Origin of the sequence: Arthrobacter sp. TS-15 (assembly GCF_006964045.1) — a bacterium.
In the GTDB taxonomy this organism is placed as follows: domain Bacteria; phylum Actinomycetota; class Actinomycetes; order Actinomycetales; family Micrococcaceae; genus Arthrobacter.
On record NZ_SDXQ01000066.1, the window covers coordinates 1 to 22,304 of the forward strand.

At 60.4% G+C, this 22,304-nt stretch carries 24 protein-coding genes; 19 read left to right on the forward strand and 5 right to left on the reverse strand.

All coding sequences use genetic code 11. The features are described from left to right. The 6 genes from EU811_RS22195 to EU811_RS22220 form a co-directional block, all read left to right on the forward strand. The coding region (locus EU811_RS22195) for a DNA-processing protein DprA (protein WP_187697288.1) at positions 1–261 on the forward strand (261 nt) is incomplete at its 5' end. 62 nt (positions 262–323) lie between these two features. Then, entirely contained in the window at positions 324–716 is a 393-nt protein-coding gene (locus tag EU811_RS22200; protein WP_142940435.1) for a hypothetical protein, read from the forward strand. A 572-nt stretch (positions 717–1,288) separates the two neighbouring features. Then, positions 1,289–1,639, forward strand: coding sequence for a hypothetical protein (locus EU811_RS22205; protein WP_142940436.1), 351 nt, complete (start codon positions 1,289–1,291; stop codon positions 1,637–1,639). A gap of 61 nt (positions 1,640–1,700) precedes the next feature. Beyond that, positions 1,701–2,012 carry a hypothetical protein gene (locus EU811_RS22210; RefSeq protein ID WP_142940437.1) on the forward strand — a complete coding sequence of 104 codons (312 nt, stop codon included), beginning with the start codon at positions 1,701–1,703 and terminating at the stop codon, positions 2,010–2,012. Positions 2,013–2,589: 577 nt separating this feature from the next. Next, on the forward strand, positions 2,590–3,936 hold the full coding sequence (locus EU811_RS22215; protein ID WP_142940438.1) for a ParB/RepB/Spo0J family partition protein: 1,347 nt from the start codon (positions 2,590–2,592) through the stop codon (positions 3,934–3,936). 274 nt (positions 3,937–4,210) lie between these two features. Continuing rightward, on the forward strand, positions 4,211–4,579 hold the full coding sequence (locus EU811_RS22220; protein ID WP_142940439.1) for a hypothetical protein: 369 nt from the start codon (positions 4,211–4,213) through the stop codon (positions 4,577–4,579). An 87-nt stretch (positions 4,580–4,666) separates the two neighbouring features. Here EU811_RS22220 and EU811_RS22225 read toward each other — a convergent pair whose 3' ends face one another. Then, complete coding sequence (locus tag EU811_RS22225; protein ID WP_142940440.1) at positions 4,667–5,140, reverse strand: hypothetical protein; 474 nt, start codon at positions 5,138–5,140, stop codon at positions 4,667–4,669. A 411-nt stretch (positions 5,141–5,551) separates the two neighbouring features. Here EU811_RS22225 and EU811_RS22230 point away from each other — a divergent pair, with 411 nt between their 5' ends. The 8 genes from EU811_RS22230 to EU811_RS22265 all read left to right on the forward strand — a co-directional run bounded on the left by EU811_RS22230 (position 5,552) and on the right by EU811_RS22265 (position 11,565). Next, positions 5,552–7,237, forward strand: a complete 1,686-nt coding sequence (locus EU811_RS22230) for a Mu transposase C-terminal domain-containing protein (protein WP_142940441.1) — start codon at positions 5,552–5,554, stop codon at positions 7,235–7,237. Beyond that, the gene (locus tag EU811_RS22235) at positions 7,231–8,148 is read left to right on the forward strand and encodes a TniB family NTP-binding protein (RefSeq protein ID WP_142940442.1); all 918 of its coding nucleotides are present in this window, start codon (positions 7,231–7,233) and stop codon (positions 8,146–8,148) included. The genes EU811_RS22230 and EU811_RS22235 overlap by 7 nt, the downstream gene beginning before the upstream one ends. Continuing rightward, positions 8,145–9,092, forward strand: coding sequence for a TniQ family protein (locus tag EU811_RS22240; RefSeq protein WP_160147690.1), 948 nt, complete (start codon positions 8,145–8,147; stop codon positions 9,090–9,092). Before EU811_RS22235 ends, EU811_RS22240 begins: the two co-directional genes overlap by 4 nt. Before the next feature lie 305 nt (positions 9,093–9,397). After that, a complete protein-coding gene (locus EU811_RS22245) occupies positions 9,398–9,670 on the forward strand; it encodes a glutaredoxin family protein (protein WP_142940444.1) in 273 nt (90 codons plus the stop codon). An 8-nt stretch (positions 9,671–9,678) separates the two neighbouring features. Beyond that, a complete protein-coding gene (locus EU811_RS22250; RefSeq protein WP_142940445.1) occupies positions 9,679–9,954 on the forward strand; it encodes a hypothetical protein in 276 nt (91 codons plus the stop codon). A 5-nt stretch (positions 9,955–9,959) separates the two neighbouring features. Next, positions 9,960–10,802 carry a single-stranded DNA-binding protein gene (locus tag EU811_RS24465; RefSeq protein ID WP_238703524.1) on the forward strand — a complete coding sequence of 281 codons (843 nt, stop codon included), beginning with the start codon at positions 9,960–9,962 and terminating at the stop codon, positions 10,800–10,802. A 50-nt stretch (positions 10,803–10,852) separates the two neighbouring features. Continuing rightward, entirely contained in the window at positions 10,853–11,296 is a 444-nt protein-coding gene (locus tag EU811_RS22260) for a hypothetical protein (protein ID WP_142940446.1), read from the forward strand. Positions 11,297–11,307: 11 nt separating this feature from the next. Next, positions 11,308–11,565, forward strand: coding sequence for a ParB family protein (locus EU811_RS22265; protein ID WP_142940447.1), 258 nt, complete (start codon positions 11,308–11,310; stop codon positions 11,563–11,565). 825 nt (positions 11,566–12,390) lie between these two features. Here EU811_RS22265 and EU811_RS22270 read toward each other — a convergent pair. Then, a complete protein-coding gene (locus tag EU811_RS22270) occupies positions 12,391–12,693 on the reverse strand; it encodes a hypothetical protein (protein ID WP_142940448.1) in 303 nt (100 codons plus the stop codon). 222 nt (positions 12,694–12,915) lie between these two features. Between EU811_RS22270 and EU811_RS22275 the strand changes: the two genes are divergently transcribed. The 3 genes from EU811_RS22275 to EU811_RS22285 are packed head-to-tail and all read left to right on the forward strand — an operon-like array spanning position 12,916 to position 16,592. Further along, positions 12,916–13,308, forward strand: a complete 393-nt coding sequence (locus EU811_RS22275; RefSeq protein WP_187697290.1) for a plasmid mobilization protein — start codon at positions 12,916–12,918, stop codon at positions 13,306–13,308. A gap of 2 nt (positions 13,309–13,310) precedes the next feature. After that, positions 13,311–14,939: a relaxase/mobilization nuclease domain-containing protein gene (locus EU811_RS22280; protein ID WP_142940449.1), complete on the forward strand. Its 1,629-nt coding sequence runs from the start codon at positions 13,311–13,313 to the stop codon at positions 14,937–14,939. A 30-nt stretch (positions 14,940–14,969) separates the two neighbouring features. Continuing rightward, on the forward strand, positions 14,970–16,592 hold the full coding sequence (locus EU811_RS22285; protein WP_142940450.1) for a hypothetical protein: 1,623 nt from the start codon (positions 14,970–14,972) through the stop codon (positions 16,590–16,592). A 161-nt stretch (positions 16,593–16,753) separates the two neighbouring features. Here EU811_RS22285 and EU811_RS22290 read toward each other — a convergent pair whose 3' ends face one another. Next, positions 16,754–18,184, reverse strand: coding sequence for an ROK family protein (locus tag EU811_RS22290; protein WP_142940451.1), 1,431 nt, complete (start codon positions 18,182–18,184; stop codon positions 16,754–16,756). 209 nt (positions 18,185–18,393) lie between these two features. Between EU811_RS22290 and EU811_RS22295 the strand changes: the two genes are divergently transcribed. Further along, positions 18,394–19,599: an adenylate/guanylate cyclase domain-containing protein gene (locus tag EU811_RS22295; protein WP_142940452.1), complete on the forward strand. Its 1,206-nt coding sequence runs from the start codon at positions 18,394–18,396 to the stop codon at positions 19,597–19,599. A gap of 539 nt (positions 19,600–20,138) precedes the next feature. On the opposite strand, the gene EU811_RS23640 is transcribed toward EU811_RS22295, so the two are convergent. Beyond that, positions 20,139–20,282, reverse strand: a complete 144-nt coding sequence (locus tag EU811_RS23640; protein WP_160147691.1) for a hypothetical protein — start codon at positions 20,280–20,282, stop codon at positions 20,139–20,141. A gap of 63 nt (positions 20,283–20,345) precedes the next feature. Here EU811_RS23640 and EU811_RS22300 point away from each other — a divergent pair, with 63 nt between their 5' ends. Next, entirely contained in the window at positions 20,346–21,071 is a 726-nt protein-coding gene (locus EU811_RS22300; protein WP_142940453.1) for a DUF6338 family protein, read from the forward strand. A 327-nt stretch (positions 21,072–21,398) separates the two neighbouring features. Here EU811_RS22300 and EU811_RS23835 read toward each other — a convergent pair whose 3' ends face one another. Then, positions 21,399–21,536 carry a hypothetical protein gene (locus EU811_RS23835; RefSeq protein ID WP_165450228.1) on the reverse strand — a complete coding sequence of 46 codons (138 nt, stop codon included), beginning with the start codon at positions 21,534–21,536 and terminating at the stop codon, positions 21,399–21,401. Positions 21,537–22,304: the final 768 nt, after the last annotated feature.

Consider the following 22,304-nt stretch of genomic DNA (forward strand, 5'->3'; position numbering starts at 1 on the left):
CCCTCAGTAGTCCGGATAAGCTTTTTGCAGCGGAACCGCATCATTGCCGCCCTTGCCGGGGTCACCTGTGTTGTCGAAGCCCGGTGGCGTTCCGGCGCGCTGAACGCCGCGCACCACGCCGAAACCATTGCCCGGCACGTGGCGGCAGTACCCGGAAGCGTGCACAGCGCGAACTCGGCAGGCTGCCACAGGCTCCTGAAAGAAGGCACGGCAGCACTGGTTTCCGACGCCGCAGAACTGGCCGAACTACTCGCCAGCTAGACCAGCCGGTGGCCGGGACGCCCGTCCCGGCCACCACCCCATTTCGTAAGGGAGACAGAACCATGACTGAAAGCCCCGAAGCACAACAGACCACCGAAGAGAACGCATGGTTTCCCGCGCGTGAACTGGTGGACGCGATGAAAGCCGAAGGCCTGGAACTTCACGTCGAACAAACCGGCGGAGGCACCGCCACCTTTTTCCTTCAGAGCGAAGGCAGCCACACATTCACGATCGGCCCCGGATCATTCAGCTGGAAGAACCCACTGGAATCCCGGTTCACCACGGCAGAGCTCTACTACGGCCCGGACCACTACGACGACGACGGCGAACCGGTGGAGTTCTCCGCCGACGATGAGAAGACCATCACGCCGGGAACACCGATGGCGGACATCGCCCATGAAATCGCCGTGAACTTCCTCCGATTCAACACGCACCCGACCGACAGGGCCACGTAAGCGGGGTGGGCCGTTCGCCTTGTGTGGGCGGGCGGTCCGCCGCAGGTGGCCGGCTCTGGTGGGTGGTTGCCGGCGGCGGACCGCCGTTCCCGCCCAGGGCCGGCACTACTCATCGGGTGCGTGCGGCAAACCCGGGCGGGGATTGACCTGGGCGGATCCCTGGTGGCCAGGGGAGAAGCATGCTCGCAGGGCTCGCACCCCTTTTGGGCGTCCACTCCGCTTCGCTCCGTGGCCGGCTGTTGGGTGCTGCCGGTCCGTCGCAGAGCTCCTGCCCGTCATCACCTGTTTGTCTACGACGTTTTCTGGTTGCTGTCCTCCGGATTGTAGGCGTCCACTCCACCCCGTCTAGCCCCTCCAAAAGCAGTCGGGGCCAGCGGCACTGGAATTCTTCGACGGCGCTTCGCTTATTTCCTTTCGAAGATTTCCAGCACCTTGCCCTGCGGGTAGACAGGGCTCCGCTGGCCGCCAAGCAAGCAAGCTTGCCAGCAACCAAAAAACAACGGGGGAGGAAACAAGGTAGCTGGCCGGGTCACACCGCTCCCTCACCAATCCTCTGCAAAGGACACAAAACCATGCTTAACCACCTGATTGCGCTGTACATCCCGTCGCGACTCAGCGAGAACGTAACCGTGCACAGCCTCGACGCCCGGCACACGAGCCTTCAGATCATCGTCGGCGGCGCACTGGAATGCATCGCCCGAGGCGACTGGCAGGTCTACCTGAACGCGGAAACGCAAACCACCGGACCATCGAACGTCCGGGCAGCGCAGCTGCTCCACGAAACCGGGCTTGATCTGCCGGTCACCGGAAATGCTGTGTTCCTGGGACGCGAAGGTCTCAGCCACGACATCGACGTTCCGGATTACTTGATCCACCGCGCGGAAGCACTCTTCGACACCCGGCTGACCCAGCCAGCGGCCTAAACCAATGGGTGGCCGGGACCAGTTCCCGGCCACCCTCCCAAGTTTTTGAGGAGACAAAACCATGACGAACTTCTGGGATGAAGACGGCGATTTCGACTACGAAGCCCACCACGAGGCAGGCCAACGCGACCAAGCAGCCGAGACCGCCGCAAGGATCGGCTACCCGGGCATGGCGGATGCCTTCTACTACTTCGGCCTGCAGGGCAAACCGGATTCAACCTTCACGCCCGAACTGCTCACGGCGTTGGATACGTGGCAGGTCCAGCTCGAGAAAATAGAAGCTGCCCCGGCCGACGAGGAAATCAAGGATCTACAGCGCCAGACCGAGGAAGCCACCAACGCGATCCTCAGCAAGATCGACAGCGCCACGTAAGCGGGGTGGGCCGTTCGCCTTGTGTGGGCGGGCGGTCCGCCGCAGGTGGCCGGCTCTGGTGGGTGGTTGCCGGCGGCGGACCGCCGTTCCCGCCCAGTGCCGGCACTACTCATCGGGTGCGTGCGGCAAACCCGGGCCGGGATTGACCTGGGCGGATCCCCGGTGGCCAGGGAACAAACATGCTCGCGGGGCTCGCACTCCTTTGGGCGGCCTCTCCGCTTCGCTCCGTGGCCGGTTGTTGGGCCCGGTCCCGACGTCGCAGAGCTCCGCCGTGCCCGGTCCTGTTGTGTCTACGACGTTTTTTGGCTGCTGTCCTTCGGATTCTATGTGTCCGCTCCACCCCGTCTAGCCCCTCCGCAAGCTCCGGGGCCTGCGGTGCAGGAAATGTCCCTACGGCGCTCCTGCGTCGCTTATTTCCTCCGGGAATTTCCCACACCTTGCCCAAGGGTAGACAGGCCTCCGTCGGCCACAGCTCCGCAAGCTTCGCCAGCAGCAAAAAAGCAACGGGGGAGGAAAGAAAGTAGCTGGCCGGGTCACACCGCTCCCTCACCAATCCTCTGCAAAGGACACAAAACCAATGAACGCAACACCCACGCTCGAAATGCTTGACCCCACCACCCTGACCGTGGACACCAACGTCCGCAAGGAAGCCGGACTCACCAAGGAGTTCGTGGCCAGCATCAAAGAACACGGCGTACTCGTGCCCGTCGTCGCCCACCGGACCGAGGACGGAACCGTGCACGTCCTGATGGGGCAGCGCCGCACCCTTGGAGCCGTTGAGGCAGGAGCCGCAACCATTCCCGTGCTCGTCGGGGCCAGCCCTGAGGAAGCGGAACGACTCGCCACGCAGGTAGTGGAGAACGACCACCGCAGCGCACTCACCGACGGCGACCGCGCCGAGGCATTCCACCAAATGGCACTGCTGGGAGTGAGCGCCAGCGTCATCGCCCGAAAGATGGGAGCCAAGAAAGCAGTGGTGGAAACCGCGCTGAAGGTCAAAGCGAACGCCACCGCCGCCCAGGCACTGGACCAAGGCCTGACGCTTGAACAGTCCGCCGTGATCGAGGAATTCGCAGACGACGCCGACGCGGTGGCCACGCTCGAACGCCTCGCCACCGAGAACTCCGGCAACTTCGCCCACCGGGCGCAGCGGCTCCGCGACGAGCGCAAGAACAACGCCCTGCTCGCCGAAGCCTGCGCCGAGGCAGCCGCTAAAGGTCTCGCCGTGCTGGAAGAAGACCCCAGCTACTACGACTACAAGGGACCCGCCGCCCTGATTTCCGCACTGACCACCGCCGAGGGCGAACGCCTCAGCGAGACGGACGCCGACGCGGTATACATCGGCATCGGATACAGCGGCTTGATGACGAGGTTCGCCGTCGCTGACTGGAAGGCACGCGGGCTGCGGAAGGACGGCAAAGCCCCGGCAGGAGGGATGACCGAGGAGGAAAAGGCCGCACGCCGGGAGGTCATCGAAAACAACAAAGCCATGGACTCGGCCGAGGTGGTACGCAGGGAATTCGTCAAAACCCTGCTGGCACGCAAGGCCCTGCCAAAGAACGCCCAGAAGTTCATCGCCCACACGATTGCCCATTCCAGCTACATCCTGACCAAGGCCTTGAACAAGACCGAACTCACGGCGGAACTGCTGGGCACCGGAACCGGGTACGGCGAGTTCACGGCCTACGTGGACAAGCCCACCACCAAACCCGAAACGGTCACCCTCGCCACCATGATCACCGCCTACGAGACAAACATCGACCGCACGAGCTGGCGGAGTAGCAATAGCAGCAACCGTTACTACCTCACCCAGCTCACGGCATGGGGATACGACGCCAGCGACGTCGAAAAGATCATCCTCACCGAACCCGAGACCACCACCGAGGAAACCACGGAAAGCGCGGACGAACCCGAAGCCGCCTAGAGCCTTGCCGGGCGGAACCCCCACCGCCCGGCAAGGCCCCGGCCACTCACCACAGGTAGGGCCGAGGAACCTCCCAAAGTCGGGCGGTCCGCCGCCCAGGGCGAACCACAGCAGCCAATCACCAGCGACGGACCGCCATTCAACGCCACCAGGCACACGCCCACCAAAAGCCGCGCATCCCCGGCTACCTGGCTAGTCCATCGACTCACCACCGAGAAGTTTTTGTCAGAGGCCACCCTTAGGCTCATCTCATGGCACCACGACAGGAGTCACCTTGACCAAGCCACCAATCCCCGACAACCCCATCACCGACTTCATGAACAGCGACTTCAGCGGCACCTTCGACTGGTCACTGCCGGCAATGATGCTGATCAGCACGGCACTAGTCGCGGTTTACGTTGGTGCGGCCGTGGCCATCCGAGGAAGAAACCAGGCATCACTCAGGGCTTCCAAAGCGACGGACCTCGCTTTCGGCCTGGCCATCGCGACGCCCCTCAGCGGCTTCCTTGTCTTAGGCCGCAGCGGACTCGGCGGGGGACTCCTCATTGGAGGGTTCGCGCTGGTCATCGGACTAACCCTCTGGGGCACTGCGCACCGCACTCCAAGCGAAAACCAGCCGGGGAACACCGGAAGAGTCCGCTAGACTGAACCACAGATTTCCTTTTGCAGAGGGAAAATAGGAAGGGCCGGCACTTACAGTGCCGGCCCTTCACCCTTTAAGCCGTGCAGATCAGCCGGCGATTCCACCTATTCGGGACCAGTGCTCAACCAGCTCCGGCTTGGGGTCGGCAGCCAGTAAGGCATCCGCATCAACCTGCGCCTTCTTGATCGAGTCCTCAGTACTGCGCCGCACCTCTTCGGCAAGTTTCTCTCCCGAAGCCTTCCAACCAGGCATCACCTTCTCCAGAACCTCATCGCCGACGGCCACCGCAGATTCCGCACGCACCAGATCCCGGTACGTCTTCGCCAGGTCCACGGGGCGGTCAACTGTCGTAAACACCACGGCCGGAACAGCAATGCCGACAGAACAGGCAATCCCATGACGCAACGCCAGAAGCACGGTGTACTGATCAACTAACCGATCAGCGTCCAACCATTCCACCCGGTCTAAATTACCGCCGTGCTTCTCAATAATCTCAAGGGTCGTCTTCACCGGAAGATTAACCCACTGAAGCCGCATGTCAGGACGAACAAGGTAGAACATAAAGGACCCTTTCTGTGGATAAACCAAGGCTAACCGCCGCCATTACACAGCTGGCAGGAGTTCGCTACAAGAGCACGACGCGGCATATTTCCCCATGGGCCAAGACAACCACCGCCGACCCGCCACGCGCTGCGGAACAGGTCCTTTTCAGCCGGGACCACACATGGGGACACCGCGAAATCACCTAATGCAGGCACAGGAACCCCACGCCCTGGGCAGCTGCTAAAGACACCGGGGGAGTACCGACGGGCTACTACCCGCGATCTTCCATGTCAATTTCAGGAGTCGACGGCACAAAGTTCCCTGTGACTCCGGGAATTGTGCACAGGACTCTTGACCACTGGCTGGTCGATAGTCGCGTGCACTATGGTGCTTTTGTTCGGTACTCCTGTTCCCGAGAAGGAGGCAGGCATGGATGCTGATCCGACTCGTGTTGACGCCGATGGGCAGCTGACGATGTCGGATGCCGCATGGGAACAGGCCAAGAATCGTGCCGCGGTGATCGGGGCGTTGGCGCAGCGCCGCACCCCAAGCGCCGCTGCTGTTGACCAAGCGGCCATGGAACTTGGTGTTTCCCGACGCCGGATCTACGTGTTGCTTGCCCGGTATCGCCAGGGTTCGGGTCTCGTAACGGACCTTGCGGTCCGTCGTTCTACAGGAGGTAAGGGCCGAAACCGACTGCCGGAACCGGTTGAAGAAATCATGCGCGACCTTATCCGCCGACGGTTCCTTACGCGACAAAAGTTGAGTGTTGCGGCACTTCACCGGGAGATTGGCAGGGCCTGCGCACTGAAAGGCTTGAAGCCCCCGACGCGGAACACGGTGACTCGGCGTATTTCCATGCTCAACCCTATTGAAGTGGGACGACGCAGGGAAGGGCCGGATGCCGTGAGGACCCTGCAGGCCGCGGGCGGTGAGGTGCCGCTGATCAGTTCGATCCTGGAGCAAGTACAGATCGACCACACGGTCATTGATGTGGTCATCGTTGACGAACGGGAACGTCAGTCGATTGGCCGCCCGTACCTGACCGTGGCCGTCGACGTCTTCAGCAGGGCTCTCGTGGGCATGGTGGTGACGCTGGAACCTCCATCGGCTGTGTCGGTGGGATTGTGCCTGGCCCACACCGTTGGGGACAAGCGTCCTTGGCTTGAGCGGCTTGGCGTGGAGGTGGATTGGCCGATGAGCGGCAAACCGAAATCGTTGTTCTTGGATAACGCGGCAGAGTTCAAGAGCGAGGCGCTGCGGCGTGGCTGCGAGCAGCATGGCATCAGGTTGTCCTATCGGCCACCTGGGCAGCCCCACTACGGCGGCATTGTCGAACGCGTCATCGGCACGGCCATGCGCAGGATCCACGAGCTTCCGGGAACAACGTTTTCCAACCCGGGGGAGCGGGGCCGCTATGACTCGGAGAGGTTGGCTGCCTTGACGCTGCCGGAGCTTGAGAAGTGGCTGGTACTTGCGGCTGCCAGCTACCACGGCAGCGTGCATAAGACCTTGGGACAGACCCCGGAAGCCAAGTGGGCTGCCGGGATAGCCGCGACGGGGCTGCCCGCCGTTACCGCAAATCAGACTTCCTTCCTTGTGGACTTCCTCCCTGTTATCAGGCGCACACTGACCCGAACAGGCTTCGTCGTCGACCATGTCCACTACTTTGCGAACGCTCTGAAACCGTGGATCAGTCGCCGCGACAAGCTGGAGCCGTTCGTCATTCGACGAGATCCACGCGATATCAGCCGGATTTGGGTGTTGGAGCCGGAGGGACACCACTACGTGGACGTCCCTTACCGGTCGATCGCCAACCCTCCCATCAGCACATGGGAGCACCGGCATGCTCTGGCCCGGTTACATGATCTCGGCGCCACCCAAGTCGACGAAGCAGCACTGTTCCGGATGATCGACCAAATGCGCCAGGTCAGGGAGACTGCCGTGAAAACGACCAAGCGTATCCGCAGGGAAACCGAACGTCGCAAACATGCCAAGGACCCGGGCCGACCAGACCCCATACCTTCAAAAGTCCCACCACCACCGGACACACCACGCAGCAAGGACCCGGAAGAGGTTTCCGTTCAACCCTTTGAACAGATCGAGGAATGGTGACCGTGGAAGATAAAGAGACCGGGGATTTGTCGCATCTGCACCCCGTATCGCGGGAATTGGCAAAGTTGCCCACCGAGGAGAGGGTGCGGCGCATTCGAGCAGACCGGTGGATCGGCTACCCCAAGGCCTTGGACGCCGTCGCACGTTTGGAAATACTCTTCAGCTGGCCGAAGAAGCAGCGCATGCCAAACCTCCTGCTGGTCGGTCCAACGAACAATGGCAAGACCATGATCGTTGAGCGTTTCCATCGAATGCATCCACCTGTAACTGGCCCGGACGGCGAAAACATCCCGGTTGTGTGCATGCAAATGCCCTCGGAACCCTCGGAGCTTCGGTTCTACACTGCCCTCCTTAACGCGATGGGGGCGCCGTTCCGGTCAAACCTGCGTCTACCTGAAGCCGAACGTCTGGCCCTCTCACTCCTGCGCGAAGTTGAAGCCCGGATGCTCGTGATCGATGAGTTCCACAACGTTCTGGCTGGCCATGGTGAGAAACGACGAGAGTTCCTGAACCTGCTCCGGTATCTGGGCAACGAACTGCGCATCCCGCTTGTCGGCGTCGGCACACGTGAGGCCTACTTGGCCGTCCGGTCCGATGATCAGCTTGAGAACAGGTTCGAACCGTTCATTCTGCCGCTCTGGGAAGTGGGCCTAGAGGCCAGGTCGCTGTTGGCCAGTTTCGCCGCGGCATTCCCATTGCGCTTACCGTCGGTGATCGAAACCGAGGACATGGCCAGGTATTTGCTTGCCCGCAGCGAAGGCACAATCGGTGAACTCGCCCACCTTCTGACGGCGGCCGCGGTCGCCGCCGTCGAGACCGGCGAGGAGAGGATCAACCACCGGATCCTGACCAGGGCAGACTACATAGGACCATCGGAGCGGCGCAGGCTATTCGAAAAGCAGCTCCAGTGACGGCGGTGCGGCGCTGGCCCGTGCACCCGGCGCCTACGCCCGGTGAGGCGCTTTCGTCTTGGCTTCGACGGATCGCCGTCCGCTATGAAGTCCACATCGAAGACCTCGTCGTCGATCTGGGCTTCTGGCCGGGCAAGGCCGCGGACCTGGATACCTTCCCACCCGAACGTTTCGCCCAGGAGCTCTCCACAAGAACCGGCGTCGATGCGCAACGGATCCGGAGAATGAGCCTCAGCGGCTGGTCACCCTGGCTACTTGACCGGGCCGAACCGGATCCCGGGACGTTTGCCAAGTACACGCGACAGTTCTCCGTGCTGTTGCCAGCGGAAATACGGTGGCCGCGTGAGATCTACCCGTGGATGCCTTGGTGTCCAACTCGCCCGGCAGTGCGGGCGTGTCCACATTGCATCGCGACGACGGCGCCTCCCCACCCTTATGAATTGTTGTGGCTGCTGCCGCTGACGCTTAGCTGCCCGATTCATGGATGTCTTCTGGAAATGTGGACTAAGTCGGCCAGCTACTTCGGGGGCTGGGAACGCAGGCCGCCAACACCAAGGCCTGTTCCTGCCACGCTATTGGCGATGGACACCAGAACCTGGCAGGCCATGGCAACGGGGAGAGCCCAGCTGCTCAGCCAGCAGGTCGCTGCCGGGACCTGGTTTCGATTGATGCGCACTATCATCGATGAGCTGGGTGCACCCCTGACCGAGTGCCGGACAGCTAATCGCATGATCATGTGGATTTGGAAACATGCCGGTCATTCCGGGCGGGTAGGACCCCTTAAATGGCAACCCCACGAAGGCTACTCAATCGACAGCCAGCTCCGGACACTGGAGGCAACGGCGACAGCAATTCAACTTCTTGAGAGTGACGCCCTCACCGGCAGAGGCGCGGACACCGTCTTCTTCCGACCGGCAACGGCCACGGACAGCGGTTGGCCGTGAGGACCGGGGGAACGCTTCGATGTCCAACGTGGCAACGGAGACCTTGGCTGTAGGCAGCTGCTAAGGAAGCCGGGATAGGGGCAATGCACAGGACTTCTGACATTTGTGCCGTCAGCTTCTGAAAATGACACTTCCCAAACTCACCAGACGCCCAAATCACCAGAAAATCACTACCAAAAAACCGGTCAAAAACCCCTAGAAATAAGGGGAAAAGCCTTTAAATCCGATTGGATAAAAGCTAGAATAGTAGTAGCAAGTCAGCCAGACGAACCTAACCAAAACTGATACGAAACGCAGGACTGAAAATGACTTCCTCAATCACCGATTACACGGTCTACACGAAGCCCGGTTGCCCGAACTGCGACCGCACCATGGAGTACTTCGACTCCAAAGGCATCACCTACACCCCGGTGGATATCACCGAAGTGCCGGCAGCGCTGGAATACATCACCGCAGAGCTTGGCTACTCCCAGGCGCCCGTCATCGTGAACAACTCCGATGATCAGGACCACTGGTCCGGATTGCGCCGCGACAAGCTCGTCCACGCCGCCATGACCCACACACCCGCGAACCGCTAGGAGGCATCATGACTGCCACGCCCATCACCGCCGAGACCATCACTAAGATCCTGGACCAGCTTGCTGTCCCTACGGAGCTGCGTACCGACCCGGAACTGCAGGCCGTAGCGTACGGGTTCTCGTTCCTGAACTCCCCGGCGACGCTGCCCGAGGCACGCTTCTACGGCGCCTCCACCGTTTTCTACGACGAGGAGGCCGAATCACGGTACGAGCTCAACACCCGCGACCTGATGGCCGAACAGCTCACCGCCCGGCTGAGCGTCCGCATCGCCGAACTCGGGTGAGGACTATGACCACCCCGCACCCTGTGGACGGGTTCAAGATCAGCCCGCGGATCCCGTTGGAAGTGGACCTGTTCCGGCGGACCAACCCCAGCGGCAGGATCTACCCCGACGCCAAGGAAGAACCTTTCGCCGGTTACTACGGCATCCCTTCCAGCATCGAGGATGACCGCTACCTTGCAGCGATCAGCAGGGCCCCTATCGGGGCCGGCGGCCTCTGGGACGAACACACCGCAGACCAGTACCAACCCAACGACCAACCCGGTGGGACCGAACCTCAGAACGAAACCAAAACACACACCGAGAACACCACCAGCACACGAGGAAAAGGAACCATCATGGCCGGCGAAACCACCATCACCGTCATCGGAAACCTCACCAACGACCCCGAGCTGCGGTTCACCCCGTCGGGATCCGCGGTATCGAACTTCACCATCGCTTCAACGCCCAGGACCTTCGATCGCCAGTCCAACGAGTGGAAGGACGGAGAGACGCTTTTCCTCCGCGCCAGTGTGTGGCGGGAAGCAGCTGAGAACGTCGCCGAGTCACTGACCAAAGGCACACGGGTCATCGTTTCCGGCAGGCTAAAGTCCCGGTCCTACGAAACCAAAGAAGGCGAAAAGCGCACCGTGATAGAGCTTGAGGTAGACGAGATCGGTCCAAGCTTGCGTTACGCAAATGCGAAAGTGAACCGCACCCAGCGCACCAACCAGGGCGCAGGAAACGGCGGCGGATTCGGTAACCAGGGCGCTGGCGGACAGACCAACCAGCAGGACGACCCATGGGCCGCAACCCCGCAGACCAATGCCGGTTCCTGGGGCAACGGACCTGACGCTGAACCCCCGTTCTAGACCGCCCGGGCAGCCTAATGAACCAGAAAGACGTGGGGACGATGGCACGCATGATGACAACCAGAACAACCATGGCCGCGGTGCTTGTAATTACCGCCGCTGGCTGCAGCGCAGCACCCGTGCTTCGGGAGTCTTCCGCGCCGGTGTACATGGACGGGCCGGCCAATTTGCAGCGCGAGGATGTCGCGGCGAACAGTGCAGTTGACGCCCTGCGCAAGTTCTCCGGCGAATCCTTGTCGAAGGAGTCTTGGCTTCAGGATCTCACGCCACTGGTAACCACTACCTTTGCTCGCGAAGCCCGGAACATTGATCCTCCCGACCTGAAACCGGCGACGGTGCGCGCAGCGGATTTGGAGCATCCCCAATCGGGGACGGGGAACCAAGTGAGGGTCAGGATCGGGACCGATGCCGGGGAGTGGATCATTGTCATGACCAACACAGGAGCTGGTGCACCTTGGCTGGCTTCGAGCATCTTCCCGGCCAACATCACCTAGAGAGTTTGGCGATGACGAAGCAGAGCGAAAAGAAGAATCCGTATTTCACGGATGATGACCTGAAGCAGATCCGTGCAGCAGTCCAGGCCGTTGGACCGCTGGAGGGCTACGCCTCGATCACGGACTTCGTTGAGGCCGCCGCGCGTCGGGAGCTGCGACGTCTGCAGCGTAAGTACAACGACGGCCGGAAATGGCCGGGAGTCGAAGCAGGCGAACTCCGTCCAGGGCGCCGGACCCGGGCCGAATCGGCAGCCAGAGAGGACCGGTAAATGATCCGGCCCAAGCCAGGAAAGCCTGCAGCTTCCGAACCGGTGGAACGAGTGCTCATTCAGGACGTGATGCCCTACGAAACACCGGACAGACTCGGTGACCTTCAGGGGCCGGCGGAAGGGCAGATCACACTGCCTCACCACGTGTACTGGGGGCCAAGAGCCGAGTGTGATCTGGGCCGGTCCGAAGGAGTCATCAAGGCGTACCAGGCGGTGCTGCGCGTAGGGACAGCAGCGGATCAGAGGGAATTTCTCAACGCCGGTCTTTTGCGCGATGTCTGGCCTCAGCTGATGCTCCCTGTGAGATGCAGGAAGCTATGGGAGGACAGGTTTCCGCAGCTAACCCAAGACTTTGAGGAACGCGATAAAAGTTGATTTGCACACAGCTGGGGCCCGTACCATTCGGTACGGGCCCCAGCTGCGTGCGCGTCGTTTCTTGTGTGGGCTGGGAGGTAGGTTTTGGGTGAAAGCGTCCAGTACCTCAGCGTGATTCCCCCTGCCGCTTGATACGTCTCCCGGCACTATCGGTTCCTGTGCCCGCTTGTCTCCGCATCGCGTGAACTGCGTGTGTCGTCCCGGCTGAAAAGAAGCCGGCCCTGCACGTGTGGTGTGTCGGCCAGCGTTGAGTCCTGGACCATGGGAAACGTTCCCGTTGTTGACCGACTGCATATCCAGGCTGTGCACGGCCACCGCTCGTCCTGGTGAGTGTCCTCGCTTTGGTGACGTGGTGGTTGTGTGCAGCCGGTCGGGTGGGTCCGGTCGTCCACATGTGTGCGGGAAAAGCCCGAAGGTTTTAGCTTTTGCCGTGCCCATGTGGGCGAGGGGTTACTGTTCCGATGCCACCGAGGCAGGCGCTGTTTCCCGGGCGGTCTTCTTGCCGCGCGGTCGTCCGCCGGCCTTCCTACCAGGGGTGTCCAGGCCGAAGCCGCGCAAGTCCGATTCGGTCCAGTCGGCACGCAGTGCTGCTTGGTAGTCCTTGGCGTACTTCTGTTCGGCTGCCGCGAGCAGCTGCGCGGCTTCGTGAAGCTCGACGCTGCTGGCTGCTGCGTTCTTCACAGCATTGACCTTGGCGTCCCTGGCAGCGTCAATTTTCGCGGCCGCTTTAGCGGCAATGTCGTTGATGTCCATGCGGTCAGTCTAGCGGCCCTGACTGACACCGACGGGAACTGTTTCTGCCGGTTCGCACAAAGGGTGCGAAAAACGCGAAAACCCAATCATGCGGAGCAAGCTATACACTTACACGGGTGTAAGTGGCTTGTCGTCCTCGACACTGGCGGTCGAGTACGGCACACTGGTCAGTGTGGTCCCCGGTTCGGGGTCGCTGCGCTGGGCCTTTGAAGGGGGATTGGGATGTCGGACGAGGGGAGTGCTCACCGTCCCAATCTGTCCCGCCGTCGTCGTGCGAATACTCCGGCGGGGACGAAGAAGCGCCGTGATGTGTGGGTCACGTTGGAAGAGGAAGCGGCTCTCGTGGCGAGGGCCGAACGGGAAAAGGTGACCGTCCCGAACCTGCTGGTTTCGGCGGCCTTGGCGGAACGCACCGATTCACCGACCGGGCGTCGTGCCGCCGTTGCAGAACTGATGCAGTTGCACAACCTGTTGGCGCGTTCTTCGAACAACATCAACCAGCTTGCGCGGCAAGCCAATGCCACGGGTGAGTTTCCTGTTGAGGCCCGGGAAGGGTTGAAGCATCTTCGTTCCGTGGCCATGAGGATTGATCGTGCCATTGAGGGGTTGATGTAAGGATGATTCCGAACATCACACGTGGTTCGCGCATGGGTGGGCTCATGGTTTATCTGGCATCGACCGACTCGGACAATACCAGGAATGCCCACACCGACCCTCACTTGGTTGCCGGTGACGCAGCGATAATGGCGTGGTACGACGATGGCGTTCTGGACGGGGATGATGCCCTTGCTATTGCCAGGCATCTTGATCAGCCGCGTAAGGCTTATGGGGTGTCGGTTCAGGTCAAGGATTTCGCCTGGGATGCGGCCAAGAAGGAGCGGGTCCACGTTGGCTACAAGGACGCCAGTGTCTGGCATTGCTCGCTGAGTCTGCGGGCCGAAGAGGGTGCACTGACGGACCAGCAATGGGGCGACATCGCCAATGACTTTGTGGATGCCATGGGCTTCACTGCGGCCAGTGGAAAGGCCCAATGCCGCTGGGCAGCCGTGAACCACGGCACGTCCGAGAACGGTAACCACCACATCCACATCGCCGTCTCCCTTGTCCGTGAGGATGGCACCAAGGCCTCCACCCACGGGGACTACAAGAAGGCGCAGCAGACCTGCCGGGAACTGGAAGTTAAGTACGGCCTGGAACAGCTTTCCAGCGTGCACGCCACCCGTGGTTATGACCGGGCAGAGAAAGCCACAGCCGTCCGGGACGAACGTGAAATGCACCGCTCATCGCTGGCCCGAAAAGTCCGCGCCTGCGCCAGCGCATCCGCAACGGAAGGTGAGTTCGTTCGCCGGGCACGTGAGACGGGAATGCTGCTCCGACCCCGCTACGCGAAGAACACCACCGACGTCATTGTTGGCTACTCGGTAGCTGAACGGCCCAAGGCCGGGGAACGTCCTATTTGGTTCGGCGGCGGCACGCTCGCCTCAGACTTGAAGCTTGGTGCTTTGCGTGAAGCGTGGATGGATTCCCCGCAGCTTGCCACCGAGGCTGCAGCTGAGTGGAATGCCGCTGCGCGCAACAAGCGCACCGTCTCCAAGACCGGTCCTGAGAAAGCTACACCGTCTCCGCAGGTATGGGTGGAGTACACCCGCAACGCCACAGCCCTGGCGGAACAACTGCGTGCCATTCCGTTGGACGATCACGCCACCTGGGCGAAAGCAGCACGCGACGTTTCCGGCGCCTTTGCAGCATGGTCACACCGTCTCGAAACCACACCCGGACCGCTGGCCGAAACCGCTGCGGAGTTGTCCCGCACCGCGCAACTGCGTGCACCTCGCCAGCACGGCAAACCTGTCGCGCTGCCGTCCATCGCCGGCACCGCGATGTTGTTCCTGGCAGCATCGAGCAAGAACAAGACAGCGGCGCAGGCTGCGCTGATGGTGCAACTGGCGAATATGGCTGCGGCGATCTACGACATGCATCTGCAATCCGGTCGGACACGGGAAGCTGAGAGGATCCGGGCCGTCGTTGCAACCCAACTCAAACCTTTCGCAGCGACCATGCCCCGGCCCGTCAACGTAGGTGCGACCGAGCAATCAGTAGAGCGCGAACAGGCTCGGAACCCTGTGGAGCTCGGCCTACGCGGTATGGCACCTATCCGTCCCGGCTCGGTTGTTCCAGGAACAGCAACACCGGCCAAGACACCCACGCGTACCGGACGCGAATCCGGGCCTGTACTCGACCGATAAGAATCACACCACTAGTGCAAGGGGAACACCATGAGTGAATCAGACGGAATGGACGATGTAGTAGACGGCGGACTGCGGCAATCACTGATGGTCGCCTCCCGTATTGCAGAGACTCTGGCTCGCAAACGACAGGAAGCTCAGCGGCAGCAGGAACACCTTGACTCACAGGCAGCTCACGAAGCCCAGGCGCGCCTTGCCGCCGAGCGTAGCGCCGCGCACGCAGCACTCGCACCGGTCGAAAAAGATCAATGGTGGGACAAGGCGCAGCCATCGGACATCGCGACCGCTTACACCGTTGCAGAAGCGTGGAAGGATCACGACCCCATTGCTCTGGCAGCGTCCGAAAGGATCCGCCAGGAAGTCTTTGCGCGGTACGGCATCGACACCCGAGACGTCGGCACGGACACCGCGTATCTTGAGTCGGGCATTTACACCGTCGCCACCGAAAGGGCGCGCTTAGCAGCACCTGGAACCGCTGCGGCAGCGCAGGGCCAGGACGACCACAAGAGCCAACTCCAAAGCGCCATTGAATGGGCCGCGGAAGAAGACCCAAGGTTCTACGCCGAGTGGAGAAACCGCCAGGGATTCACGGACACCGTAGAGGACCAACGCTCCGTCGAAAGGGAACTCATTCAGTACTGGCAAACGGCAACTGCCCCTGCCGTTGGCCAAAGCCCCGAGGGTGTTGACCAAACACAAAACAAGGCCAATCACCAGACCGATCTAGGCCGGGCTACGGAATGGGCAAAAGAACACGACCCGAAGTTTTACGACGACTGGAAACTTCGCCACGACTTTGCCGACTCGGTAGCCGATGAGCGCAGCGACGAGAACAGGCTCATCCGACATTGGCAGGCAGCTACAGGCGCCCAGCGGGCATCACAGTCAGCCGCAGTGGAACACGAAAAGGCCATGCAGCTCCTGGCCGCTGCCCGGGTCGAAGAACTCCGCGCCCAAGCGGCGACGCTCGCGCCCGAGATGGAACGCCACCAGGTGCCCGTGGAGTACCTGGCCAACCCCGAACTGACCAAAGCACTCCAGCTGGCACACAACGCGAAAACACCCAAAGCATTGGAGGTAGCCGACGCGGCCGTGAAGGAGCGCATGTACCTTATCGGCAAGGACGGCATCAACGGACCAGACATTGACGAGCTGCGGAAAGAAACGACCGCCAACGTCAACGGTGCAGGCGAGGAACACTTCAAAGACCCTGCGTTTGTCGACGCCGCCAAGAACCTGCACGAAGCCAAACTGTTGGCGGAGGGCGGCTTCAAAGGCGACAAATGGTCAACGCAGGAGCAGAGGTACGAGCGCGCCGAGAAGGAACTGTTTGCCCGTATGGAGGGCGTCGGCCGCGAGATCGAGAACCGCGTCACCGGTAATGACAGCGGAATGCTGAAAGACCAGGGCTTGAAGACCGAAACCGCTTCGCAGGCCGGCTACGGGTCCGCCGAACATCTCAAGAAGTTCGGGGAGTCACTTTCCGATTCCGGGGCCAGCGAAACGCAGATCCGTGGCCGCCTCGCAGCGGCACGCAGCGAGGGCACGCACCCCAGCGCAGCCGTTACAACCGGGAAAGCAACCAAGGCCAAGAAGTCCCGCACAGGTGCGGCTGTAGGCGCCGAGAGAAGCAGAGGCGGGTTATCCCGATAGCCGACAGAACCCCGGAGTCCCAGAGGCTGAGTCTTCACAGCCAACGTCAAGCTTCGGGTGGGCATAATGCGAGCGAAGCTTCGGTCAACCGCTATTTGATCGGGGCTTCGCCAATTAAGGCCTCACGCTTGGGTTTTCGAAGCCTTCGGGGCGCGTTATCTTCAAGCGATGCTTCGAACGGCAGCGAGACCAAGGTCTACGCTGCATTCATCTCGGCCTCTTGCATGACTAATGAAGGTGTCGAAGGCTCGGACTGCTGCGGATGTTGCTCCAGCAAGGCGGACTTCACTTTCATCCAGAACGTCGATAGTAAGCATGTCCGAACCCGCACGTGCTCGCTCGGCCCCGGAGGAGAAACTGTATTTGGTGACGGCTTCCTCGACAGCTTGGAGGTACTCCGCTGCAGCTGCTCCGGCCGGAGCATTCTCCGGAGCCAAGTCCGAGGGGAGAATTAGGACAACGCGTGAAGGATTGACCACATTGATGATGCTCGCGATTCCTTGGCCGAGCGCTTGACCACCGATCATGAAGGACCATCCGGCTCGGGTTAGCTTTCCGGACTTGCCACGGCCGGCCATCTTGGCCGCCTCTGCGAAGGAGGTTGCCTCTGGTACCTCCGCTAGTATCCTGGCAGGAACGGCGTAGCAATCGATATGTCCCGCCCTTTCGCAGTGGCATGGTGCTGAGAAGCCAGACAACCCTCGAAGTTCATGTGTGCTTTGCGGACTCCTACCCAGTGATATCTGGACTGTTTGATGGCCGGGTTCCGCGGCCATTCCGCCCCCGCCTCTGTAAACATGGCCGTCGAGTATCAGGGCCCCGCCCACGCCGTCTTGGAAGACCGCGACCAGCGCTATGTCACGTTCCGTGTATTTGCTCCGGTACATCTCACGGACAGCCAGGTTGTTGACGTCGTTGTCGACAACGACGGGCAGCCCAAGCAGTTCTTCCAAAGGTGTCGTTAGGTCGTAGTCCTCATCTACGGGCAACCCCATGTGTGTTGCTCCAATGAGTCGGCCATTCTCCACATGTGAGGCCACGTCAATGCCTACAGCAAGAATACGGCGCCGCACCGTGCCTGGGTCAGCTTCGTCGTTAGCAAGTTCGTCGGTTAGTGTCTGCACCAGAGCTGCAACGTGTTCGGCTACCGTTTCGAACGTCACATCGCGTGGGAGATCGACGTCCCTTTCGCCCAATATGTCGGTGCCGAGCGTCATTACTACCCCGGTTAGTGCGGTCGGCTTAGAGAGTGAATGCACGATTTTGATGCCGATCAGCGCCCAGCTGCTGCTGCCCAAATGAAGAGGCTTTACTGGACGACCGGCACGTCTGTTATCTGGCTGCAGGGGTTCCTCGGAAAGCAGACCGTCATCCAGGAGCGCAGCCACAGCTTTGCTGACGGCGCCCGGATTCAGGGCCTTAGGCCTGCCAAGCATCGTTCCCTTGGCGATATCTGCACGAACAACATCACTCGGAGCGACAACCATAGCCCTGACGAGAACGCTCGCCAGCACGCTTCGACTGACTCCAGAGTTGGCCACCAGTGATTCCAAAATCTCGTCAAAGGCAGCATGCATCGCAACGTTGACCATGCTGCCAGACTACGATCCCAAGGGTTTTTTTACAATAAAAATTTCAGACAACCCTCTAGTAACTCAAGACTTTAAATTCTAAAATAATTGAGTGCCGCCGGTTGCCCCACCCAAGCATCCGGTACTCGCGAGGAGTAGACGGAAGGCCGTAACCATCCTCAACAGATCAGCTACACCTCCCCATAGCTCAGCACAATGGAGGCAATGTCATGAACAACGAACAGTTCTTACAGATAATCGGACCTAATTCAACATTCTCCAAATCCCTTGCCGAGGCAGCCAAGGATCCTGAATGCCAGTTCAGCGGTACCTGGATGTTCGTCGACATTTGCGGATCAACCGCCATGAAGCAAAGCCAGGCAGAACAGGCATGGCTTCCCCAATTGGGATGGTTCTACGAGACTGTGGCTCAATTGGTGGAAGAAACGGGAGTCGGGTTCGCCCAACAGTACTCCGGCGATGGCATCCTTCTGGCCACCATCGATGACAACGCCACGAAGGCCGTGAGCCTCGCGATCAGGATCCAAGAGGCTATCGCCGATGGCAACAAAATGAACGGCTTTGCAATGGGAGAAATCAATTTCAACGTCTCCATCGGCGTCGCTTCAGGGGTCGCACGCATCTTCAGGGCTCCCGACGGACTGATTGATTTTGCGGGCATAATCGTGGACAAGACAAGTCGGCTTTGCGGCCTTGCTTCTCCTAGGGCCATCTTCATTGATCCGGACACTCGCGATGCGGCTCATATGGGCCGGCTGTCGTCCAGAGTCGGAGAAGTCCTTGGACGCCGGGGAGAGGAATACCTTGGCGAACGCATCCGTACCGCAGTCAAGGGAATCAGCGAGTCCATCGAGTACTTCGAGGTCCTCTGGGAGCAAAGCTTTTTCGGCGTAAAGAACGAAGCGGCGGGCGAAGTCGTCACGAAGCCCGTACTAGCGAGGCCACCAGTCGGCACCAAGACAGCCTTCAATGAGCGCCGCAAATTCGTCGGAAAAGTCAAGGTGTACGGCCAAGAGAAGGGCTTCGGATTCCTCTCCAGTGACTCCGGGGAGGATTTCTACCTCTCCCGGGACTTGTTGGTCTACCCCGAGGATGAAGACAAGCTCGTGGAAGGTGCAATGGTCGTCTTCGTAGCAGCGGACGCAGTCCAGAGCGGCAGGAGCCGACAGGCCACCGCCGCCTTGGTGGTTGGGGAAAGCGCCGAGGGTCAACTGACAAACGACCTGGTGGACCGTCGTCCTGGGTGGATTGGTGTCAAGGATAAATTTGGACATCAGCACTTGATCTTCATGCCCGTTACGCCGTCCACCCGCAAGTTCACCAAAGGCGCATGGTTGAGCTTTGTTGTAGGCGCCAACGATAAAGGTGGCTTCGCCCAAGACGTGGTCGAGGTCGTGGATGATGAGGCGGCCTAAGGCATGACCAAAGGTGGGGACTATGAGCCTGCGGCTCATAGTCCCCACCTTTTTGCGCCTTTGCGGGGCCAGAGAGAGCCGGTTCATCCCGGCATTCCGGTGCTTTTTCCCGATTCTGTCCCACGATCCCCCCAGACCCGGCCGCGGCGACGGCCCCATCGAGCTGTGCCTCGATTTTCTTGAGCTTGTCCCAAGGTATGGATGGTGTGGGCTTGCGGTGCAGCCGCAGGCTGAGCAAATGGCTGAACAGAAGGAAGCCGCCTAGCAGCAGGCCGAACGTGCCGCGGCGCAAGCACGCCAGAACCAGCAAAACCACAGCCGCGAACTCTAAGTCGCGGATGCACGGCGCAGAACACTTGCGTGCCCCATGGTCCTGGGCGGGAACCACGCCGCTGACCCTGGGTACTGGCAATCGGAAGCCGGTTCAAGTTCCGCTATGTCGACGGACGGGCCTGCAGGGACAGGCCACGATGTGACAGTGATCAGGAACTACGGCGGGATTGAGGCCCCGGCGGAGTTCCTGTTAAAGGACTATGCCTCTACTTCTTCGGCGCCGCCGGCGGTGACCCCGGCTTCATCGTTGCCGGCGGAACCGAGTAGCTGGCCGGCTTTTGTCCTTCCGCGAACTTTGTGGTCCGGCTACGGCCGCTGGAGTCAGGGTTGTTAGATTTGTTGTCAGCCATTTCATTCTCCTTGTCGTTGTGTATTACCCCCATTATCGCGGCCGGGACACTCGTTAAGGAGTCATGGTGCCCACGGAGCCCATAGCTGCGTTGCTCTACGTATGTCTTTTGCTGCCCGGAATCGCGTTTATCTGGCGGTATGAGGGCCACGGCTCGGTCGTCAAGCGTTCCGCCTTTCGTGAGACGGCGGCGGTGGTCATAGCCAGCGCGGCGTCACTCGTGGCGGTTTTCATCCTTCACTACGTAGCGGCCTTCTTTTTCGAGCCAGCCCGAAGTACGCTACGTCAATTCTTTATTGACCCGGGAGTGCTCTTTCGGCAGGATGCCCAGCTGTTTTTTGGCGTCACCCTCCTGGATCTTGCACTGGCGGTATCGTTTGGTGCCTTCTTCGGAAGCAAAGCCGCCTCGCGTCTTCTGAAGGGATGCCGGGCTAAATGGTTGAAGATGAGGAAGAAAGAGTCGGACACCATAGAGCGCGGTCAATCGGCCTGGAACACGGCGTTTGAGATGATGCCAGGCCACAGAGTGATCGTGGGAGTGCAGCTGAAAAGCGGCGCTTGGGTTCAAGGTGCTTTGAAATCGTTCAGCAGAAACGGCGACGAAACACCTGACAGAGCCTTCACCCTTACCGGCGAGATCTGGTACCGGATGGCTGAAAGTGAGAATGTGCATCGCCTTGAACCGCATGGAACTGTCGTTATCCAGGCGCCAGAGGTGGATTACCTCACCGTGGGTTACGAAGAGCCCGCACCTACGACCAAAGACCTGACGGACACCTTGCCCCGCTAGGCTGAACTGTCAGCGGTAGGAGGGCCGCTTGAACCCTCACAGGCCGGCAAAGACCCTACGGCCGAAAGGTGACCGGTCGTGAATGTTCTGCTCGAGAAATCTGACGTCCTTTGCAGAAGCGCGTAGAGGCAGATGGAAGGACCGAAGCGGTTGGTCGGTCCTTCCATCAGTTGTAACAGGGGGTGCTGTCTGTTAGGCCAAGAACCTAACCTTCTGCATCCCATGTGTTTGTGGCCGCTCTATAGCGCTTCACGAAAGGCCTTGGGAAGCCGGGCGAACCCCAGGAAAAGCTCTGGTCATTGTCCTCGTGAACGCCTTCCTGAGCACTCACTTCTTGCCCTTGCCCTTTTGGGAGAGCGCGCTTGCCGCTGCCGTTTTAGCAGCTGCGCTGGAACGGGGATTCCGCAATACCTTGCTTGCGGCGGTGGCAGCTTTGCTGCTGGTCTGACGGCTGTTCCTAGCCATTGTTGTGGTCCTTACGTGGTTTGAATGAAAAGGTGAGAGTCCGGCGCTTCGATGCGAGCTATCGCAGCGCCGGCCTCAAGTTCGACCCAGCGTTCTAGCGCTGCGTCGGGCGGATACGGATTGTCCGCTTGATGCGGATTCGTACTACGCGTGTAGCCATCGCGGCTACTCCTTTCCGGGACCACCGGGGCACAAGACACGGAACGTTGTCAATGTTGACGTTTGTTCTAACCGCTCGTAGTCTGTTCTGACGTTCCCTTGGAAGAACGAAACGACAAAACACATTATCTTGGGCCTTTGACGCAACCAATTTGATTGCGAGGCGTCGATCCCTATTTTATTTTGAAGCGCATGTTCGAGGTTCAGTCGAGCGTGCGCTTCGTCGTTGGACCACCGGATGGTTGGTCTTCCAATCATCGATACTACATGTAGTGCAAGAGCCTCGCCTGCACCCCAAGATGATGTATTACAAGCATGTCATTCAATCCACCGCTCGTCCACAGGCAAGCGATCTCAAAATGTCCGTGATTCCGCCAATGTGAGGGATGAAATCCACACCCTGTGGACTACTTAGCCACATTTAATCTCCAGCGTGTCGGCCGATATCCCGGCGTGTCGCAGAGGCGGAACGTGGCTCTGGTATGGAATGATCAGCCCGCGTTCGCTCAGGGCGGCTTCGTCGGCCCGTCGAATGTTCCGCAGGATGGAGCGGGCCAAGGTAGCTGTCGAGACGCAGCCCTACGTCTCCACTAGTGGCGCAATGCTTTA